The organism is Halioglobus japonicus, assembly GCF_001983995.1.
GTDB classification, from domain to species: Bacteria; Pseudomonadota; Gammaproteobacteria; order Pseudomonadales; family Halieaceae; genus Halioglobus; species Halioglobus japonicus.
Genome location: NZ_CP019450.1, coordinates 3,172,709 through 3,188,555, shown reverse-complemented (window position 1 = coordinate 3,188,555; position 15,847 = coordinate 3,172,709). Strand labels below are relative to the sequence as shown.

Below are 15,847 nucleotides of genomic sequence, written 5' to 3'. Positions count from 1 at the left end.
TCTCTTGTCGTTATGCCGCCACTTTAGCATAGCGGTTACATCGGCTGTTACACTGATGAGGCCTGCCAAATGTAGCGAAAGAGAACTGACATGCATCCGATTTGGGATATACCTACCCGGTTGTTTCACTGGTCATTGGTCACCGCTGTGGGACTCGCCTGGTGGAGTGCCGAGACTGAACGGCTGGATGTCCACGAGGCTGCAGGGATAACCATTCTCGTGCTTGTCGGCTTTCGCCTGGTGTGGGGCGTGATTGGCAGCGTGCATTCCCGTTTTTCAGATTTTGTAACGGGCCCGGGCAAAATTCTGGCGTATATCCGCGGGCAGGGGAGTCCCACACCCGGTCACAACCCCTTGGGCGCCTGGTCTATTCTTGCGCTGCTAGGGCTGCTCCTGCTACAGGCGGTCAGCGGCCTGTTCAATACTGATGATGTCTTTTTCAACGGCCCCCTCTACTACGCAGTGGATTCCGATGTCAGGGACACGATGGGCGCCATCCACGATTGGGCGTTCACCTTACTGCAGGTTTTGGTGGGATTGCATATCACCGTGGGCCTGTATCACCAGTTCCTGAAAAAGGATGGCATGATTGGGGCGATGTTTACCGGGCGGGCACCGGACCGCACCGGGCGTGCTGCGCCTGTGCCATTCTGGTGGGCGATTATTGTGGTTGCCATACTGGCCTGCGGCTTGTGGTGGGGGCTGGAGCAGGCGCCCGGCCCCCGCCGTCCCTCTGGTAGGGACGGCGTTATTTGACGCTAGTACAGGTATTCCTTGGACTTGTACTCGTCGTGGCAACTTTTGCAGCTTTTGCCGGCGGCGCCTGCCGCAGCACCGATAGCCTTCTTGTCACCGGATTCTGCCGCCACTGCCAGTGATGCCAGGGCTTCACGCATGTCGGTGAGCTTGGCGGTGAAGTCTTCCTGATTTTCCCAGATACCGGGCTTGGCGCGGGTAGTGCCCTTGTCGGTACCCGGGCCGAAGGCGCGGCCTACATCCATGCTGCCCAGGGCGCCCAGCTCTGAGGCGAAGGTTTTCACTTTGGCGTCGTCCCAGGGCATCTCGCCCTTGAGCATTTTGCCTATCGGGCCGAAGTTCATGGCCACCAGATTGAAATAAGACTGACGGTAGGCCTGCATGGGCTCGTCGGTGTCCATGTGAGCGACAACCTGGACAGAGGCGGCCAGAGCAGTGGCGCCAGCGAGGGTCAGACAGGTATTGCGAAGTGAGCGTTTCATTATTCAATCCCTAGTAAAGGTGTGTTCGCGGACCAGTGTATGCAATTGAAGGCCAGACCGGCAAGATGCCGATAGTTAAACCGTAGCTGCCCTCTGCGACCAACAATTTAAACCTCTCGCGCCAAAAGCCGCCCAGGCTTTCATGGCGGAGTGCCCGCTGAGCTACCATGACGCCATAAACATGACAGGAGTGCGCAATGAGCACCGAACAACAGTGGGATTACAGCTTCGACGTGGTCGTGGTCGGCTCCGGCAACGGCGGTATGACAGCCGCGCTGTGCACCTACGAAATGGGCACCCGGGATGTGCTCGTTATTGAAAAGTCCGACCAGTACGGCGGCAGCAGCTCGATTTCCGGCGGTGGGGTGTGGATTCCCGGCAATCGCTACGCGAAGGCGGCAGGTGCAGAGGACTCCTTCGACAAAGCCAAGACCTACCTGCGCCAGCTGATTACCGAGGAGGAGGTGCCCGAATATCAGTTGGACGCTTTCCTGACAAACGGCCCCAAGATGGTCGATTTCCTCCATGAACGCACGCGGGTCTGCTATCAGACCCTGGAGCACTACCCCGACTATTACACCAATCTCGACGGTGCCATGGCGGGCCACCGGTCGATGGAGCCGGCCACCTTTGATGCCAGTGAGTTGGGCGAGGAATGGCGCCGCCTGCGGCGCACCCACCCGATGATGCACATTGGCGGGCGTATCGGGATTACCCAGGTGGAAGCAGCGGTATTTGTGGGGCAGCAGCCCGGCTGGATGAAGATGGCCGGAAAACTGGTGCTGGACTACATCCTCGATTTTTCCTGGCGCCTGAGAGACAAGTTTCACCGCCGCCTGGCCACTGGCTGTGCCGGCGTGGCGCGGTTGCGGGCGTCCATGCTCGATCGCGACATGCCGCTTTGGCTCAACACCGGCATGACCCAGCTGATTCAGGAAGACGGCAAGGTCGTGGGCCTGGAAATGGAGCGCGAGGGCAAGACCTTGCGCATTCAGGCGCGCAAAGGTGTAGTGCTGGCAGCTGGTGGTTTCGAGCACAACCAGCAAATGCGCGAGGCATATCTGCCCAAGCCCACCGATCACCAATGGAGTGCCGGCACCCTGGATAATACCGGTGACGCACACCAGGAAGGTTTGCGCCTGGGTGCGAAAATGCATCGCATGGATGAAGCCTGGTGGTGTAACACCATTTCTCCGCCTGGCGAGGAGATTCCGCGTCTGAGTATCATGGAGAAATCCTACCCGGGCTCCATCGTGGTGAATCCGGCGGGGGAGCGCTTCAGCAACGAATCCCAGAACTACATGGCGTTCCAGCTGGAAACCTTTGAAAAGCACACAGAAGAGAATCCCACCTACCCGACATGGCAGGTATTTGATGCGGACTTCCGCTCCAAATACTTTGTTGGCCCGATTTACACCAGCCAACTCATGCCTGATTTCCTGGTGCCCTGGAAGCGCTATGAACAGGAAAACTTCATGGCCAAGGCTGACACTATTGCCGAACTGGCTGCGAAGATTTCTGTAGACGCCGAGGGCCTGGAAAAAACCGTTGGCAGAATGAACGAATTTGCCTGCAAAGGGGTGGACGACGACTTGCACCGGGGTGAATCTGCCTACGATCGCTACTACGGCGATCCGCGCATGGAACCCAACCCCTGTCTGGGACCTGTTGCGAAGGCGCCGTTTTACGCAGTACGAGTCGATCCCGGTGACTTTGGCACCCAGGGCGGTATGGTGATTACCGCTAACGCCGAGGTAGTGCACGAAGACGGCTCAGTGATCGAAGGCCTGTATGCCTGCGGTAACTGCAGCGCCCCAACGCTGCCATGTTATCCCGGCCCGGGTGCCACGCTCGGTCCTTCCATGACCTTTGGCTACCAGGCCGCAAAGGCCATTACGGGCTATCAGGACTAACGTCTGATGACCTCACTGGAATCACCGCAAAGAATCGCTGAACAGAATCTCTCTCTGGCCCAGCGACATCTCGATCAAGGCGACACTGCCACGGCGATGAAGTACGCCTACCGGGCTGACGAAGCCGCCGCCAAAACGGATGATTGGGATTTGCGACGTGCGGTGATCCAGTTTCTGCTTAACGAATCTGGCGAGGGATTAGGACTCGTGCATCTGCGCGAAGATGGCAGTCAGGAGCCGCTCGTTTAGTTGAGCCAGATTGTATCGGGGCTGCGCGCTGGCAGAGCCTTTAAATAGTGTGGCGTATCGCAGTATCGACGCGACTAGCCGGGGCATGCTTGACTATTGAGCTCGTCTCTCAGCTGTGATTTTCTATAGATGAACACATCCAGTGAGCGCACGATGAAACTGCTTCTCCTTTCCAATAGTGATCTGGCCAGTAACTATGCGCTGAACCTGTTGCTGCCGAAGCTGCAGGGGCATTCTGCTCAGCTGCTGCTTTCTTCTGCCGTTGGCGGTGTTCGCAAGCGCGCCGATGATATCGAGCGTCTGAAGTTCTTTGAGCAGTCGCTGTTTAACGAGCTTTTGTTTCCATTGCTCGATGAGCGGCCCTGCCAGGATGCCGAGTTGCTCAGCTTTCTGGGCCTTAGCAAATACCTGCAGGCCCCGCCAAAAATCGAGAACGCGATTAATTCACCTACGTCGCTGGCGACTATTCGCGAGCTCGACCCAGACCTCATTCTTTCCCTGCGCTATGGCGGCATTCTCAAGGACGAGGTGATTGCCATTCCTCGCCACGGCGTCATCAATCTGCACTCTGGTCGCCTGCCTGATTATCGCGGTGTCATGGCCAGTTTCTGGGCAATGAGCAATGGCGATGAGCAGCTGACGGCCACGCTGCACTACATCAGCGATGGCTCTATCGACACTGGCGGTGTGATCTCTGAGGTATCAGTGCCGGTGGATTACAACTCGCCTTATCTGGACAACGTGCTCGCCCTTTATCTTCCTGGCATTCAATTGATTACGGCCGCAGTAGCAGCTCTGGCGGCAGGGGAGAGCGTGCTCGCCCTGGAACAGGGCGGTGAGGGAAGCTATTACAGTTATCCAGAGCAGGCTCATATCGATGCCTTTCACGCCAGAGGTTTGCGGCTGGTGGATGAGGCGCGTGTATTGGCGCTGGCAAAGCGTTTCCGAGGTGCCTCATTGGCACAGGCGTGATGGTTTCCCCGCATTCGCGTACAAGAAAACTGCGTGCTAGAGTTTCGTGAGTAACAGACGAGCGGTACTAAACAGACACCCAGTGGAAAAGGAGCTGCCCAGGTGACAGAAGAAAGCCGTAATTCAGCCACGCCCGGTGAGCGTGAATTAATGGAGAGGCAGATCAGCCTCATGGAGAATGCCCAGAAGACTGAGGCATCCAAAGCGCGATGGTCGAATATTCTGAAAGGTTCGGTCATCTTTTATGTGGCGATCATTCTGGTATCAGCCGCTGCCGGCTACATTGCCGCAATGCCTCCCAGGCATGACCACGTCGCAGTGGTGGAGATATACGGCGAGATTTCCGAGCAAGAAACCTCAACCAGCTTAATGCTGCCCGGCATACGGGAGGCTTTTGAGAACGAATACGTCACCGCCATTATTCTGGAGATTGACAGTCCCGGTGGCAGCCCGGTTCACTCCAAGGATATTTACGATGAGATTCTCAGGCTGAAAGCACTGCACGAGAAACCCATCGTCTCTGTGATTCGCGATATCGGCGCATCGGGCGCTTATTACATCGCTTCCGCGACAGATACGATTTACGCCAGTGAGGCCAGCCTTGTCGGGAGCATCGGCGTCACCGCGGCAAGTTTTGGTTTCACCGGGCTGATGGAAAAAGTGGGCGTCGAACGACGCGAATTTGTGTCTGGCGATAGCAAGGCCTTTCTCGACCCCTTTAGCGAATCAGATGCCGCACAAGTCGCCTTCTGGGAAGAAGTACTGGGAGATGTGCACCAACTGTTTATTGAGGATGTGAAGCGCGGCAGGGGAGAGCGCCTCTCCAGCGATCCAAAAATCTTTACCGGATTGATCTGGAACGGAGAGCGGGCCAAGGAATTGGGTCTCATCGACGACTTTGCCACTGTGGGCGAGGTCAACCGGGATGTCTTCGAGTCTGACAGCCTGCTCAACTACACCTATGAAGAGGCGTCGTTACTGGGAGACCTGCTCGGCGGCCTTGGTGTTGAGCTGGGGGGATCTGCATTACCTTCGGGGCGTGCGAGGCTCTATATGAAGTACTGACCAGTCCTACATCAAGGCAGTGACAGGGGTCATTGATCATTCAAGGGTGGTACCGGAGGCCGGACTCGAACCGGCACGCTTTTAAGGGCGGGGGATTTTGAATCCCCTGTGTCTACCAATTTCACCACTCCGGCACAGAGTAGAAAGTCCCAGAGAGGGCCTTTTTGGAGAGCGCGGGATTATAACAAGCAGCCTCCACAGCGCAATAATTTTCATGTAGAATCCGCGCCAGTTCTTTCGGGAACACCTGACGTATCCACGCCTACGGGCGATCTGAGTACCTTTTAAGGAGAAAAGAGCATGGCCATGAAACTGGTTAAGAAGACGGCTGAATACAGCATCTACAAGCGTGCCGATGAGCGCTACGCAGTTAAGGGCGCCGACAAGAAGCCCATCAACGGTGAAGAGAAGGTGAAAATCCTGCTGGCCGAAGAGCTGATCAAGGTCACTCTGCCTGCTGCACCTGCTGAAGAGGAAGCTGCCGAGGAAGAAGCCCCCGCTGAGGAAGCTGCTGCTGAGGAAACCCCTGCAGAAGAGGAAGCTGGCGAGGAAGAGTAAGCTTCCCCAGCGACTTACAGGAAGCCGGCCCAGTGCCGGCTTCTTTGTCTATAGCCTATGTTACGCAGCGACTTCCATTTCGAGCTCCCCGATGAGCTGATCGCCCAGTACCCGCTTCCGGAGCGCAGTGCCAGCCGGCTGCTGTGTCTTGACGGTGCTTCTGGCGCTATTGATCACCGCCATTTCAGCCAGTTGCCCAGCCTGCTGCGGGAAGGTGACCTGCTGGTGTTTAACGACACCCGGGTGATTCCGGCCCGGCTTTGGGGCCAGAAGGAAACCGGCGGCAAGCTTGAGATTCTGGTGGAACGTCTGACGGGCACACACACGGCACTGGCGCATATTCGCAGCAGCAAGTCACCCAAGCCGGGCACGCGAATTTTGCTGACCCCTGAGCAGGGCGCCGAGCCCTGCGGCCTTGAGCTGACCGTGACCGGTCGCGATGACGCCTTATTCCTGCTGTCCAGTGAAGGCGGGCCTGCGCTCTCACAGATGATGCGCGAGGTGGGGCATATGCCGCTGCCGCCGTATATTGAGCGCAGTGACGAGGCTGCCGACCAGGAGCGCTATCAGACGGTGTTCGCCGCCAGGGAAGGCGCTGTGGCAGCGCCCACCGCTGGCCTGCACTTTACCGATGCTTTGTTGAATGAAATAGCCACCATGGGGGTGCAGCGCTGTACTGTCACCCTGCATGTGGGGGCGGGCACCTTCCAGCCTGTGCGGGCCGACAATATTGAAGACCATAGGATGCACTCGGAGTACATCGAGGTCGATGAAGCCGCCTGCGCCGCGGTACGCGAGACCCGTGCCCGGGGCGGAAGAGTGATAGCCGTGGGCACCACCGCAGTGCGCTCCCTGGAATCCGCGAGCCAGGGGGGAGAGATCGCTCCCTTTACGGGCGACACAGACATTTTCATTTACCCGGGGTATCGTTTCCGCAGTGTCGATGCCATGGTCACCAATTTCCACCTGCCGGAATCCACGCTGCTCATGTTGGTCAGCGCCTTTGCTGGACGTGAGCCTATAATGGCGGCCTATGCCGCCGCCGTGGCTGAGCGCTACCGGTTCTTCAGTTACGGGGATGCCATGTTTATTACCCCCGCCAATGCACAGGAATCAGCATGACCAGAGAGTGTCGAATGCAGTTCGAACGGCTCGGTGACGACGGCAATGCCCGTCGCGGCCGGCTTACCTTCCCCCGGGGTACGATTGAAACGCCCGCATTTATGCCCGTGGGTACCTACGGTACGGTCAAGGGCATGTTGCCCCGCGACATCAAAGAGATTGGCGCGGAAATCATTCTCGGCAACACCTTCCACCTTTGGCTGCGCCCGGGTACCGACATTATCGAGCAGCACGGCGATTTGCATGATTTCATGGGCTGGGATGGCCCCATCCTCACCGACTCCGGCGGCTTCCAGGTGTTCAGCCTGGGAGATATGCGCAAAATTTCGGAAGACGGCGTGAAGTTTCAGTCACCTGTCGATGGTTCCAGGGTGTTTCTCGACCCGGAAAAGTCCATGGAGATTCAGCGCAAGCTCGGCTCCGACATTGTCATGATTTTCGATGAGTGCACGCCGTATCCAGCCACTGTCGACGAGGCCCGTGATTCCATGGAGCTGTCACTGCGGTGGGCAAAGCGCAGTAAGCAGGCACACGGCGATAGCAGCGCTGCACTGTTTGGCATTGTCCAGGGCGGTATGTATCCCGAGTTGCGCCAGGAGTCGCTCGACGGCCTCACAGACATCGGCTTCGATGGCTATGCCATTGGTGGCCTCTCGGTGGGCGAACCCAAGGACGAGATGATGCACGTGCTGGAGGCGATGCAGCCCATTATGCCCGCCGACAAGCCCCGCTATCTTATGGGTGTGGGTACTCCGGCAGACCTGCTGGAGGGCGTGCGCCGCGGTGTCGACATGTTCGATTGCGTGATGCCCACCCGCAACGCCCGCAACGGCAACCTGTTTACCTCCCGCGGGCAGCTCAAGTTGCGCAACGCGCGACACAAAACCAGCACGCTGCCTATTGACGAAGACTGTAATTGTTACACCTGTCAGAACTTCAGCCGCGGCTACCTGCACCATCTCGACAAGTGCAATGAGATCCTCGGCTCACAGCTCAATACCATTCACAACCTGCACTACTACCAGCAGCATATGCAGGGTATTCGAGCGGCCATTGAGGATCAGAACCTCGAAGACTTTGCCGCCAATTACTACGAAGCTCAGGCCCGGGGCGTCTAGATGTACAAACTCGGCTTTTACGTCCCCGAGACACACCTTGAGCCGGTAAAAGCAGCGGCCTTTGCCGCAGGTGCAGGCCGCATCGGCGATTACGACCAGTGCTGCTGGCAGGTGGCAGGGCAGGGGCAGTTCCGGCCGTCAGCGGCAGCCAATCCGTTCATCGGCAAGCCGGGTGAACTTGAGTTGGTAGACGAATATCGCGTTGAAATGGTGTGTGCTGATGACTGCGTTCGCGCCGTTGTAGACGCCATGATTGCTGCCCACCCCTATGAAGAGCCAGCCTGGGATCTGCTGCAAATGGCGGAATTACCCGAGTGAGTGACGCCGCTGCTATCTTCGCGCGACTGCAGGCGCAGCTTCCCTTGGATCGACAGGCCTGGGATCCAGATCCTGGTCGGCGACCAGAGGCTGCGGTACTGGTGCCATTGACCGACGAAGCCGAGCCGCGAGTGTTGCTGGGCCGGCGCGGCCGCCACTTGAAGACCCACCCTGGCGAAGTAGCTTTTCCCGGTGGCAAGCGCGAGCCGAGCGACGCTTCTCCCTGGGTGACGGCGTTGCGAGAAGCCGAAGAAGAGGTGGGTATTCGCGGGGCGCAGGTGACACCTCTGGGTGAACTTGCGCCGATGATTACGCGTACCGATTTTGAAGTCCACCCCTGTGTAGCCCGGGTGCCCTGTGGACTAGAGCTGGTGGTCGATACCCGCGAGTTCGATTCCGTATTTTACCAGCCGCTGGCTGTGTTCGCCGATGCATCGCGCCTGCAAACGCTGAAGTTCGAGATGCCCGGCAAAACTTACTTTACCCCGCAATACCAGATAGACGGCGATAACATCTGGGGTGTGACCGCCGCTATTCTCGGCCAACTGGCCAGTGTGGCCTACGGGGTGCCGCTTGAAATGCGCAGAGGATGGAGTATCCAAGCATGAAATATCGTCTCGGCGACAAAGAAGTTCAGTTAATGGGCGAGGGGCATTTTATTGCGCCCAACGCTGCAGTGATTGGTGATGTAACGCTGCACGACAGTGCCAGTGTCTGGTTCAGCTGCGTGCTGCGCGGTGACGCCGACCGCATCGAGGTGGGCGCGCGCAGTAATATCCAGGACGGTACAGTCATTCACGCTGACCCGGGCTTCCCTGCCGTCATTGGTGAGGACGTCACTGTGGGGCACAACGCCATGATTCACGGCTGTACGATTGGCGATGGCACGCTGGTGGGCATTAATGCGGTGGTACTTAACGGCGCCAAAATCGGTATGGGCTGCCTGATTGGGGCGAATGCCCTGGTCACTGAAGGTACCGAGATTCCCGACGGCTCGATGGTGCTCGGTTCCCCGGCCAAGGTCGTGCGTCAATTGGACGAGGCCACCCAGGCCATGCTGCGCGGCAATGCCGAGCACTACGCGAGCAATGCCCAGCGCTTCAACGCATCGCTGGAGGAGCAGGCGTGAGCCAGCAAGAGCCGCAGTCGCCCTGCATCGCCGTCTGTGCGCTGGATGAAAACGATGTATGTATCGGCTGCTACCGCACCGCAGACGAGATCACCGATTGGTTTATGCTCGATGCCGAAGCCAAGCGTGAAATCGTCAAGAAAGCCAATGAGCGCCGTGACGAGCAGTCTGGCGGTGTGCGCCTGCTCTAGCTGTCTTCGACCTTGGCAGGTGCACTGGCGCAGGCTCTGACCGCCTGCACCACATTGTCTTCCAGTTCGAGAATTTCGAACTGGTAGTTGCCCACCGATAGTCCGGCGTTGGCGTCCGGAAAGCCTTCCAGGTATTCAAGCACCAGCCCCGACAGGGTCTTCGGGCCGTCTGTGGGCAGTGTCCATTCCAGAGCCTTATTGATATCGCGAATGCTGGCGTTACCGGCGATGATGTAGCTGCCATCGCGCTGCGGGAAAATGGTGGCATCTTCCTCTGAGCGGTTAGAGGTAAATTCGCCGACAATCTCCTCGAGGATATCTTCCAGAGCCACCAGCCCTATCACCTCTCCGTACTCATCCACCACCACGCCCAGGCGATGCTTTTTCTGCTGGAAATTAAGCAGCTGGGTGTGCAGTGGCGTGCTCTCCGGCACGAAGTAGGGCTTTTCTATTTCCCGTTCCAGCGCGCGCCGGTCAAGGCCTTGCATGTCGATAACGCGGCTGATGTTGCGCATGTGCAGCATGCCGACGATGTCGTTAATGTCCTTGCGCCAAACGGGCAGGCGGGTGTGGGAACTGTTCTGGATGCAACGCAGAATATCGTCGTCGCTGTCGTCCAGGTCGATACCGTAGACGTCGTTACGCGGCACCATGATGTCATCCACGCTGACTTCCTCGAGGTCGAGAATATTCAGCAACATGCCGCGGTGACGCGCGGGAATCAGCTGGCCGGCATCGGTCACAATGGTGCGTAATTCATCGGAGGAGAGGTTCTCATCGTGCTGTTTGCTGGGGTCAAAGCCGAGCAGGCGCAGTAGCCCGTTGGTGAACCAGTTCACCAGCGCCACCAGCGGATAAAACAGTTTTAGTAGCGGCAACAGAATCACGCTGGCAGGAAACGCCACTTTCTCAGGGTGCAGTGCGGCGATGGTCTTGGGTGTGATCTCGGCAAAGATCAGAATCACCAGCGTGAGCGCCAGGGTGGCGATAAAGATGCCGGCGTCGCCCCACAAACGAATCGCAATCACCGTGGCAATTGCCGAGGCGAAGATATTTACCAGGTTGTTGCCGATCAGGATCAGGCCGATCAACCGGTCCGGGCGGTCGAGGAGTTTAGCAGCGCGGGTGGCGCCGCGGTGCTTATTCTTCTGCAGATGCTTCAGGCGGTAACGGTTCAGCGACATCATGCCGGTCTCTGAACTGGAGAAAAAACCCGAGAGGAGAATCAGTGCAGCGAGTATCGAGAAAAGGATACCCAGCGGTGCTTCGTTCAAGGTGGGGGTGAACCTGTGTAATTACTGAGAGCGTATCTTGGAGAAAAAGCAGGGGCGGCGCAAGACTGTCTCAGCCCCGTTGCAACACCAGCTCCAGAACCAGTTTTGAGCCAAAGAAGGCCAGCATCAGCATGACAAATCCAGCGAGCGTAAACTTCACTGCTGTCTGCGCGCGCCAGCCCAGCTGGTGGTGGCCCCACAGCAGGGCGGTGAACAGTACCCAGGCGACGATGGTCAGGGTGGTCTTGTGGACCAGCGATTGGGCGAACAAATCATCCACAAACAGGAAGCCCGACACGATAGCCGCGCTTAGCAACACCACGCCCACAAACAGAAGTTCGAACAGCATGGTTTCCATGAGCTGCAGGGGTGGCAGCAGCTGGATGATGCCGCGGGTATGGCGGTGGCGCAGTTGGTAGTCCTGAATGGCAACCAGGCCCGCCTGGGCAGCCGCTAGGGTGAAGATGGCATAGGCGAGAATGGAGCTGCTGATATGGAACAGCATGCCGCCGGAGAGTTCTGCTGTGTCGGCACTGGTTTCTGGCGCGAACGTGGAGACGAGCACTGACATTGCCGACAGCGGAAACAGAAACACCAACAGGCTCTGGAGTGGGCGGCGTAACATCAACAGCGCACAGGCAACATTGATCACCAGGAAAATCAGCGCTGATATTTTATAAAAGCCCAGGGTGACACCGGTCTGGCTGTGAATGCTGTCCCAGGCGACCAGTGCGTGCGAAACCACGGCGACCACGCCCAGCGTGACTACCGCGCGGCTGAGGCCTTCGCGCCGCTGAAAAACATGCATAAGATGCAAGCCCGTGGCGGCCAGGTACAACAGTGCGGCAAACAGGGCGATAGCAGAGATGGGCATCAGTTTGGGGGTTAGGCCGAGGTGACGTATACTTCGCCCCTTTGTACCGAAGTGTCCCGCCAGAATCAATAGCGGTCAGGCACTTGCAGTAACTCCGTTGGATTGAAGAGTACCCCTATGTTCCAGAGCCTCAGCGATCGCCTGTCAAACAGCCTGCGCACGATTACCGGCAAGGCCACCCTGTCCGAAGACAACATCCAGGACACCCTGCGTGAAGTGCGCATGGCCTTGCTCGAGGCCGACGTTGCCTTGCCCGTGGTCAAGGGCTTCGTGGATTCCGTGAAGCAGCGCGCCCTCGGCCAGGAGGTCATGAAGAGTCTGAGCCCCGGACAGGCCTTCCTGAAAATTGTCCAGGCGGAACTCGAAACTGTCATGGGCACCGCCAACGAGTCGCTTAACCTGGCGACGCAGCCCCCGCGGTAATCCTCATGGCCGGCCTGCAGGGTGCAGGTAAGACCACCTCCGCAGCCAAGCTGGCCAAGCACCTGGCGGAGCGTGAAAAGAAAAAGGTCACCGTGGTGTCCGCCGACGTGTATCGCCCGGCGGCGATCAAACAGCTGGAAACACTTGCAGCTGAGGTTGGCGCTGATTTCTTCCCTTCTGACACGTCCCAGAAGCCGGTGGATATTGCCAACGCGGCTATCAGCCACGCCAAGAAGAATTTTTCCGATGTACTTATTGTCGATACCGCAGGACGGCTCGCGGTTGACCAGGAGATGATGGAAGAAATCTCCCAACTACACAAAGCGGTTAACCCCATTGAAACCCTGTTCGTGGTTGATGCCATGACCGGCCAGGACGCCGCCAATACTGCCAAGGCGTTTGGCGAGACGCTGCCACTTACCGGCGTGATCCTCACGAAGGTCGATGCTGATACCCGTGGCGGTGCCGCGCTGTCCGTGCGCTCTATCACGGGTAAACCCATCAAGTTCCTCGGTGTCGGTGAGAAGACCACGGCGCTGGACCCGTTCCACCCGGATCGCCTGGCCTCGCGCATTCTCGGCATGGGCGACGTGATGTCGCTGATCGAAGAGGCGGAGCAGAAGGTCGACAAGGAAAAGGCCGCCAAGCTGGCGCGCAAGGTCAAGAAGGGCCAGAAGTTCGACCTGGAAGATTTCCGCGATCAGCTGCAGCAAATGAACAATATGGGCGGCATCACCGGCATGTTGGACAAACTGCCCGGTATGGGCAACATGGCCCAGATGGCTCAGCAGAATCTGGATATGAAGCAGTTTGCCCGCATGGAAGCCATGATTAACTCCATGACCCCGGGAGAGCGCCGCAAGCCCGAGAGCATTCAGGGCTCGCGCAAGAAACGCATCTGCAAGGGTTCCGGCACCCAGGTGCAGGACCTGAACCGACTGCTCAAGCAGCACAAGCAGATGCAGAAAATGATGAAGAAAATGAAGGGCGGCGGCATGCAGAAAATGATGCGCGGCCTCGGCGGCATGATGGGCGGCCCCGGTGGCGGTATGCCCCCGGTATGGGCGGCGGAATGCCTCCTGGTGGCATGCCTCCCTTCAAATAAGGGCTGAGGTCGTCATCCCGGCGCAGGCCGGGATCCATTGACCTGGTCGCCAGGAATCATCTTAGTTATTTGCAGCGGACCGGCGCGCCTGGCAGACGCGCATTGTTGAGCTGATATATGGCGGATAATTCCCTGGTTTCCCGCCTTCGCGGGAATGACGGTAAGCTCCGGAAATAACTACAAAAATTCCTTTCAAAGGGGGTTTCATTCCCCCTGTGTTTTCCGTATGATACGCCACCTTTCCGGCCCGTGTGCCGGGTTTTGTCGTGGGCGAGCCATCCCAAGCGGGAGATTTCGCCTTAAAAATCAAGGAATTGAGATCACATGGTAACTATTCGTCTTGCACGTGGCGGCTCCAAAAAGCGCCCCTTCTACCACCTGACAGTGACCGACAGCCGCAATGCGCGCAATGGCCGCTTCATTGAGCGCGTTGGTTTCTTCAACCCCGTAGCCCGTGGCCAGGAAGAGCGCCTGCGCGTTGACTCCGATCGCATCGCATACTGGCAGGGCCAGGGTGCGCAGCTGTCTGAGCGCGTAGCCAAGCTGGTTAAGGAAGCTGCTGTAGCGGCCTAATCCCCGCTGACCGGTCTTTATGAGTGAGTCCGGTGCCAACCCGCTGACTGCCGGTAAAATTACCGGCCCGTACGGCGTTAAGGGGTGGGTCAAAGTGCACTCATTTACCGATCCTGAAGAAAACCTCTTTCGGTTCGGTGCCTGGCAGCTCCAGCGACGCGGCTCACTGGAAACGGTTGAGTTCGATGAGTGGAAGCGCCATGGCAAGGGCATGATTGCCCATATCGCGGGGGTGGATGACCGTACCCTGGCGGAGTCCTTCAAGGGACTGAGCATTGTGGTGGAGGCGAATAGCCTCCCCAGCCTGGAAGAGGGCGATTACTACTGGCACCAGTTGCAAGGTTTGCAAGCCTGGGGTCGGGAGCCCGAATCAGAAGGCGATCGCGTGCTGTTGGGCACTGTCGATTACATGATCGAAACCGGCGCCAATGACGTGCTGGTGATCAAGGCAAGCGACGGCAGCATCGATGACAGGGAACGACTGGTTCCCTACCTGCCCGGCGATGTGGTCACCCGGGTAAGCCTGGAAGAGGGCGTTATCGAGGTCGATTGGTACCTCGAGGAATAGGCGGCAACATGCATATTGCACTGGTCAGCCTGTTCCCGGAAATGTTTGAAGCTGTCACGGACCATGGTGTCACGGGCAGAGCGGTAAAGCAGGGGCTGGTGACTATCAGCCACAGCAATCCGCGGGACTTCACCACCGACAAGCATCGCACGGTGGACGACAGGCCCTACGGCGGTGGCCCGGGCATGTTGATGAAGATTGATCCCCTGCAGCAGGCGATAGCCGCAGCAAGGGAGGCGGCGGGAGTAGACGCTAGAGTGATCTACCTCTCGCCTCAGGGTAAGCGCCTGGACCACGGCAAGTCTGTGGCACTCTCACAGGAGCAAGCGCTGATCCTGGTTGCCGGCCGCTATGAAGGTGTCGATGAACGCCTGATCGAAGCGGAAGTGGATGAAGAAATATCCATTGGCGACTACGTTTTAAGCGGCGGCGAACTGGCTGCCATGGTGGTTATCGACTCGGTAACACGCCATTTGCCCGGAGTGTTGGGGCACGAGCTGTCGGCTCAGGAAGATTCCTACGCCGATGGCCTGTTGGACTGCCCACACTACACCCGGCCAGAGGAGTACCAGGGTAAGCCGGTACCGGAAGTATTGCTCAGCGGCAATCACGAGTGGATTCGCCGCTGGCGCCTGAAGCAGGCACTGGGAAGAACGTACGAGCGTCGCCCGGACTTGCTGGAGGGCAGGGCCAACACGGCCGAAGAAGACGAATTGTTGGCGGAGTATCTCCGCGAACGCGAGTGAAATTTTAAAACCGCTAGCTGTGAAGCTACGATTGTTAATCAACAGGAGCGCGCCATGAGCACCAACAAGATCATTTCTCAGCTTGAAGCTGAACAGATGGAGAAAGAGCTGCCTGAATTTGCCCCGGGTGATACCGTGGTTGTTCAGGTAAAAGTAAAAGAAGGCAACCGCGAGCGTCTGCAGGCGTTCGAAGGCGTTGTTATCGCCAAGCGCAACCGCGCGCTGAACTCTGCCTTCACTGTACGCAAAATCTCCCACGGTGTTGGCGTAGAGCGTACTTTCCAGACTTACAGCCCCCTCGTAGACAGCATCACTGTCAAGCGTCGCGGCGACGTACGTCAGGCCAAGCTGTACTACCTGCGTGAGCTGTCTGGTAAGGCTGCCCGCATCAAGGAGAAGCTGTCCTAAGCT

At 58.0% G+C, this 15,847-nt stretch carries 19 protein-coding genes, 1 tRNA gene and 1 pseudogene; 17 read left to right on the top strand and 4 right to left on the bottom strand.

Annotated features, from left to right (window positions below):
- Positions 1-90: 90 nt before the first annotated feature.
- Positions 91-756: a cytochrome b/b6 domain-containing protein gene (locus tag BST95_RS15050; protein ID WP_084200364.1), complete on the top strand. Its 666-nt coding sequence runs from the start codon at positions 91-93 to the stop codon at positions 754-756.
- Positions 757-758: 2 nt separating this feature from the next.
- On the opposite strand, the gene BST95_RS15045 is transcribed toward BST95_RS15050, so the two are convergent.
- On the bottom strand, positions 759-1,238 hold the full coding sequence (locus tag BST95_RS15045) for a c-type cytochrome (RefSeq protein ID WP_066051796.1): 480 nt from the start codon (positions 1,236-1,238) through the stop codon (positions 759-761).
- A 197-nt stretch (positions 1,239-1,435) separates the two neighbouring features.
- Here BST95_RS15045 and BST95_RS15040 point away from each other — a divergent pair, with 197 nt between their 5' ends.
- The 4 genes from BST95_RS15040 to BST95_RS15025 all read left to right on the top strand — a co-directional run bounded on the left by BST95_RS15040 (position 1,436) and on the right by BST95_RS15025 (position 5,437).
- Complete coding sequence (locus tag BST95_RS15040) at positions 1,436-3,151, top strand: FAD-dependent oxidoreductase (RefSeq protein WP_084200363.1); 1,716 nt, start codon at positions 1,436-1,438, stop codon at positions 3,149-3,151.
- Between the two features lie 6 nt (positions 3,152-3,157).
- Positions 3,158-3,400: a hypothetical protein gene (locus BST95_RS15035; RefSeq protein WP_084200362.1), complete on the top strand. Its 243-nt coding sequence runs from the start codon at positions 3,158-3,160 to the stop codon at positions 3,398-3,400.
- A gap of 153 nt (positions 3,401-3,553) precedes the next feature.
- A complete protein-coding gene (locus BST95_RS15030) occupies positions 3,554-4,372 on the top strand; it encodes a formyl transferase (protein WP_084200361.1) in 819 nt (272 codons plus the stop codon).
- Between the two features lie 102 nt (positions 4,373-4,474).
- Complete coding sequence (locus BST95_RS15025) at positions 4,475-5,437, top strand: S49 family peptidase (protein WP_084200360.1); 963 nt, start codon at positions 4,475-4,477, stop codon at positions 5,435-5,437.
- Positions 5,438-5,484: 47 nt separating this feature from the next.
- Here the strand turns inward: BST95_RS15025 and BST95_RS15020 are convergent.
- Positions 5,485-5,571: transfer RNA gene (locus BST95_RS15020), tRNA-Leu, on the bottom strand.
- 166 nt (positions 5,572-5,737) lie between these two features.
- Between BST95_RS15020 and BST95_RS15015 the strand changes: the two genes are divergently transcribed.
- Genes BST95_RS15015 through BST95_RS14985 form a run of 7 tightly spaced genes read left to right on the top strand, consistent with a single transcriptional unit; the run spans position 5,738 to position 9,873 of the window.
- Positions 5,738-5,995 carry a hypothetical protein gene (locus BST95_RS15015; protein ID WP_180962005.1) on the top strand — a complete coding sequence of 86 codons (258 nt, stop codon included), beginning with the start codon at positions 5,738-5,740 and terminating at the stop codon, positions 5,993-5,995.
- A gap of 57 nt (positions 5,996-6,052) precedes the next feature.
- Positions 6,053-7,117 (top strand): tRNA preQ1(34) S-adenosylmethionine ribosyltransferase-isomerase QueA, encoded by a 1,065-nt coding sequence (gene queA / locus BST95_RS15010; RefSeq protein WP_084200359.1) that lies wholly within the window; start codon positions 6,053-6,055, stop codon positions 7,115-7,117.
- Positions 7,118-7,131: 14 nt separating this feature from the next.
- Positions 7,132-8,235 carry a tRNA guanosine(34) transglycosylase Tgt gene (gene tgt, locus BST95_RS15005; RefSeq protein WP_084200358.1) on the top strand — a complete coding sequence of 368 codons (1,104 nt, stop codon included), beginning with the start codon at positions 7,132-7,134 and terminating at the stop codon, positions 8,233-8,235.
- Complete coding sequence (locus BST95_RS15000; RefSeq protein WP_084200357.1) at positions 8,236-8,553, top strand: YqfO family protein; 318 nt, start codon at positions 8,236-8,238, stop codon at positions 8,551-8,553. It abuts the gene before it with no gap.
- Positions 8,550-9,161: an NUDIX hydrolase gene (locus BST95_RS14995; RefSeq protein WP_169843959.1), complete on the top strand. Its 612-nt coding sequence runs from the start codon at positions 8,550-8,552 to the stop codon at positions 9,159-9,161. The genes BST95_RS15000 and BST95_RS14995 overlap by 4 nt, the downstream gene beginning before the upstream one ends.
- Positions 9,158-9,682: a gamma carbonic anhydrase family protein gene (locus BST95_RS14990; RefSeq protein WP_066051726.1), complete on the top strand. Its 525-nt coding sequence runs from the start codon at positions 9,158-9,160 to the stop codon at positions 9,680-9,682. The genes BST95_RS14995 and BST95_RS14990 overlap by 4 nt, the downstream gene beginning before the upstream one ends.
- Entirely contained in the window at positions 9,679-9,873 is a 195-nt protein-coding gene (locus BST95_RS14985) for a DUF1289 domain-containing protein (RefSeq protein WP_066051722.1), read from the top strand. The genes BST95_RS14990 and BST95_RS14985 overlap by 4 nt, the downstream gene beginning before the upstream one ends.
- Here the strand turns inward: BST95_RS14985 and BST95_RS14980 are convergent.
- Positions 9,870-11,147 (bottom strand): HlyC/CorC family transporter, encoded by a 1,278-nt coding sequence (locus BST95_RS14980; protein ID WP_084200355.1) that lies wholly within the window; start codon positions 11,145-11,147, stop codon positions 9,870-9,872. The genes BST95_RS14985 and BST95_RS14980 overlap by 4 nt on opposite strands.
- Before the next feature lie 70 nt (positions 11,148-11,217).
- Positions 11,218-12,021: a cytochrome C assembly family protein gene (locus BST95_RS14975; protein WP_084200354.1), complete on the bottom strand. Its 804-nt coding sequence runs from the start codon at positions 12,019-12,021 to the stop codon at positions 11,218-11,220.
- Positions 12,022-12,138: 117 nt separating this feature from the next.
- Between BST95_RS14975 and ffh the strand changes: the two are divergent.
- The 5 genes and pseudogenes from ffh to rplS all read left to right on the top strand — a co-directional run bounded on the left by ffh (position 12,139) and on the right by rplS (position 15,844).
- Positions 12,139-13,549 (top strand): annotated as a pseudogene (ffh, locus tag BST95_RS14970) (signal recognition particle protein).
- Between the two features lie 324 nt (positions 13,550-13,873).
- Positions 13,874-14,122 carry a 30S ribosomal protein S16 gene (rpsP, locus tag BST95_RS14965; RefSeq protein ID WP_066051713.1) on the top strand — a complete coding sequence of 83 codons (249 nt, stop codon included), beginning with the start codon at positions 13,874-13,876 and terminating at the stop codon, positions 14,120-14,122.
- Between the two features lie 19 nt (positions 14,123-14,141).
- The gene (gene rimM, locus BST95_RS14960; protein WP_084200353.1) at positions 14,142-14,690 is read left to right on the top strand and encodes a ribosome maturation factor RimM; all 549 of its coding nucleotides are present in this window, start codon (positions 14,142-14,144) and stop codon (positions 14,688-14,690) included.
- Positions 14,691-14,698: 8 nt separating this feature from the next.
- Positions 14,699-15,436 carry a tRNA (guanosine(37)-N1)-methyltransferase TrmD gene (gene trmD / locus BST95_RS14955; RefSeq protein ID WP_084200352.1) on the top strand — a complete coding sequence of 246 codons (738 nt, stop codon included), beginning with the start codon at positions 14,699-14,701 and terminating at the stop codon, positions 15,434-15,436.
- Positions 15,437-15,490: 54 nt separating this feature from the next.
- Positions 15,491-15,844, top strand: a complete 354-nt coding sequence (gene rplS, locus BST95_RS14950) for a 50S ribosomal protein L19 (protein WP_066051704.1) — start codon at positions 15,491-15,493, stop codon at positions 15,842-15,844.
- The last annotated feature ends 3 nt before the right edge of the window (positions 15,845-15,847 follow it).